The organism is uncultured Amaricoccus sp., from assembly GCF_937858865.1.
GTDB lineage: Bacteria > Pseudomonadota > Alphaproteobacteria > Rhodobacterales > Rhodobacteraceae > Amaricoccus.
The window spans coordinates 1-3,371 of sequence record NZ_CALLYO010000017.1; the positions used below are offsets into that span (position 1 = coordinate 1).

Here is a 3,371-nt window from a genome sequence, read left to right on the forward strand (position 1 = left end):
GAGGCACGCCTCGGCGTTGGAATAGTGCAGCCGGCCGGTCACCGGCACTGCGATGGTCTCGCCGTCCGCGCTCCGGAACGGCCAACGGCCGGGCTCGCGAAAGTTCGTGTCGATGATGCACGCGTGCCGCGGCAGCGCGTCGGGTGTCGATGGGTCGCCATGCTTCTCGAGATATGCATCCGACCCGACGAGAACGATGCGGACGTCGCAGAGCTTACGGGCGATCAGACTGGTGTCGGCCGGGCGCCCCACGCGCACGGCCACGTCAAAGCCTTCGTCCACCAGGTTCACGACACGATCGGAGAAGCTGACGTCGAGCTCGATTTCGGGATAGCTCGCAGCGAAGTCGTTGAGCGCGCGCGCGAGCTCGACGATTCCGAAGGTCAGGGGAGCGGTGAGACGCAGCCGGCCGCGCGGCGATTGTGCGACGTTCCTGATCGCCAGGTCGAGGTCGTCTATCTCGTCCAGGATGGCGCGGACTCGCTCGAAGTAGGCGCGACCCGCTTCCGTCTCGGACACGGCGCGCGTCGTCCGGTTCAGCAGTCGCACGCCGAGTTCGGCTTCGAGACGCGAGACGAGCTTGGACGCCTGGCCGGAGCTGGTGCCGAGCTTCACAGCGGCGCCAGTAAAGGAGCGGGCCTCGACCACCGCAACGAACATGCGATCACACTCGAGACGATCCACGAGCTATTCGTCCTTGGAAGCGATCAGTGCCTTCCGGCGATCATTATCACGAGATCCCAAGGAGATCTAACTCGCGCACTTGCCAATCTACAAAACCGAAAGACGCAGCGATTGGGAGTTCAGGCAGCGATACGCCGCCCCACCGGCATGGCCTTTTCGACCGCATCCGCGGCCAGCTGCGCGGTCGCGGCGGACAATGTCCAGCCCAGGTGACCGTGGCCGGTGTTGTAGAACACCCCGGGCCGACGCCCTTGCCCCACCCGCGGCATCATGTTCGGGTTCATCGGCCGCAGCCCGCACCAGGCGACGACCCTGTCGGTGCTCATCTTCGGGAACTGCTCGCGCGACCAGTCGATCAGCGGCCTGATGCGATCGTAGCGGATATCGCGATTGAACCCGTTGAACTCCGCCGTCCCGGCGACGCGGAACCGATCGCTCCCCAGGCGGCTGGTGACGATCTTCGTCGCCTCGTCGAGGATGCTCACCGTCGGGGCTGCCTCCTGGCTTTCCTGCGTGCCGAGGTGGACGGTGATCGAGTACCCCTTGACCGGATAGATGTTGAGCCGGTCGCCGAGCATGCTCGCGAACCGTCGGCTCGTCGTCCCCGCGCAGATCACCACCCCGTCGACCTCGATCGGACGCCAGACATCCGCGGCAGCCTCGTCCTCGTCATGGTCGGGCGCCACCGGCATCCAGCGGATATCGTAGCCACCGCTCTTCGGGACAATGCTCTCGACCTCCGCGTCGAAGATGAACCGCACGCCACGGCGGCCGCAGGCGTCGGCGAGGCCACGGGTGAACTTGTGGATGTCGCCCGTTGAATCCGACGGCGTGAAGAAGCCGCCGTAGTAGGTTCCCTTCAAGGTGGGCTCGATCTGGCGGATTTCCTCGGGGGTGACCGACCGCCGTTCGAGGCCGCCTTCCGTGAGCAGCTTGTTGACCTTCGCGGCCTTCTCGAAGCTCTCCTTGTCGCGGTAGAAATGCAGGATTCCGCAGCGCTGAAGATCGAAGTCGATGTTTTCCCGCTCGGCCATCGCGAACATGTGCCGGCGGGCCTCGATCGCGAGCCGCACCGTCTCGATGGTATTCTGTCGGTAGTCCGGGATATGGCGAACAAACTCCGCCATCCAGGAATACTTGTGCCAGCTCGGCGTCGGATTCATCAGGAGCGGCGCATCGCGCCTCAGCATCCAGCGCATCCCTTGCCACACCGTGGACGCCTTGTTCCAGACCTCCCCATTGCTGGCAGAGAGCTGCCCACCGTTCGCGAACGAGGTCTCCATTCCGGCGTAGCGCTGCTGATCGAAGACCGTGACCTCGTAGCCACGCTCGCTGAGTGCGTACGCGGTGGTGACGCCCGCGATGCCTGCGCCGATGACGGCGATACGGGTCATTGCCGTTCCCCCGAAGTGGAAGAGTGAGAAGCCGACGATACGACTGCCCAAGCCGACGTGTCTATCGTGCCGCAGGAACTGGCGCAGCCCATACGCTGATCATCACCCGGGCCAAACGCTCCAGCGACACGGCGATTCTTCCTCTCGGAACCTTTTGAGTCGCCCACCCTTCTGCGACTGCACACCGAGGTCTACTTACCGAAGACCACGGTGCGGCTGCCGCAAAGCAGCACGCGGCGTTCGAGGTGGCTCTTCACCGCGCGGGCGAGGACGCGGGATTCGGTGTCGCGGCCGATGGCGACGAGGTCGTCGCTGGTGTCGGCGTGGCTGACGCGGGCGACGTCCTGCTCGATGATCGGGCCCTCGTCGAGGTCGGCCGTCACATAGTGGCTGGTGGCGCCGATCAGCTTTACGCCGCGGGTGTAGGCCTGCTTGTAGGGGTTCGCGCCCTTGAAGGCCGGCAGGAACGAGTGGTGGATGTTGATCGCCCTGCCGGAGAGCCTGCGGGTGAGGTCGTCGGAGAGGACCTGCATGTAGCGGGCGAGGATGACGAGCTCGGCGCCGGTCTCATCGACGAGGGCGAGGAGCGCGGCTTCCTGCTGCGGCTTGGTCTCGGGCGTCACCGGCAGGTGGACGAAGCGGATGCCCTCGTGATCGGCAATGCGACGGGCGTCCTCGTGGTTCGAGACGAGCGCGGCGACCTCGGCGCGCAGCCAGCCGACGCGGATCTGGTAGAGCAGGTGCAGGAGCGCGTGGTCGAACTTCGAGACCATTGCGATGACTTTCGGCGGGCGCGCCGCGTCGACGACCTTCAGGTCGAGGCCAAGCTTCTCGGCGGTGGGGGCGAGCGCCTTCTCGACCGCCGTAGCGCTCAGCCCTTCGGGACCGAAGAATGCGACGCGCAGGAAGAAGCGGTCGGTTGGCCGGTCCCAGTGCTGGTGGGTCTCGTGAATGTTGCCGCCGAGGTCGGCGATGGCCGTCGAGACGGCGGCGATGATCCCCGGCAGGGGAGCACTCGTCAGGGTCAGGATGAACGAGGTCTCCGACACGTTCAGCACTCCGGGAGGTTGACGGCGAGGCCGCCGGTCGAGGTTTCCTTATATTTCACGCTCATGTCGCGGCCGGTCTGGCGCATGGTCTCTATGCAGGCGTCGAGCGGGACGACGTGGGTGCCGTCGCCGCGCAGCGCCAGCGAGGCGGCCGCGACGGCCTTGATGGCGCCGAGGCCGTTGCGCTCGATGCAGGGGACCTGGACGAGGCCCTTCACCGGGTCGCAGGTCATGCCGAGGTGGT

General features: G+C 65.9%; 4 protein-coding genes. All 4 read right to left on the bottom strand.

The features are described from left to right. Window positions 1–660 (bottom strand): LysR family transcriptional regulator (locus tag Q0112_RS00275; RefSeq protein ID WP_297970059.1); only part of this gene is annotated, 660 nt, incomplete at its 3' end. Window positions 661–803: 143 nt separating this feature from the next. Next, window positions 804–2,078, bottom strand: a complete 1,275-nt coding sequence (locus Q0112_RS00280) for a D-amino acid dehydrogenase (RefSeq protein WP_297970060.1) — start codon at window positions 2,076–2,078, stop codon at window positions 804–806. 191 nt (window positions 2,079–2,269) lie between these two features. Next, the gene (purU, locus tag Q0112_RS00285) at window positions 2,270–3,127 is read right to left on the bottom strand and encodes a formyltetrahydrofolate deformylase (RefSeq protein WP_297970061.1); all 858 of its coding nucleotides are present in this window, start codon (window positions 3,125–3,127) and stop codon (window positions 2,270–2,272) included. A 2-nt stretch (window positions 3,128–3,129) separates the two neighbouring features. After that, window positions 3,130–3,371 (bottom strand): L-serine ammonia-lyase, iron-sulfur-dependent, subunit beta (locus tag Q0112_RS00290; RefSeq protein WP_297970062.1); only part of this gene is annotated, 242 nt, incomplete at its 5' end.

What these genes read in the sequence shown, in the direction of transcription:
- Q0112_RS00280 (WP_297970060.1), bottom strand. Translation starts at nt 2,078, where the DNA reads ATGACCCGTATCGCCGTCATCGGCGCAGGCATCGCGGGCGTCACCACC.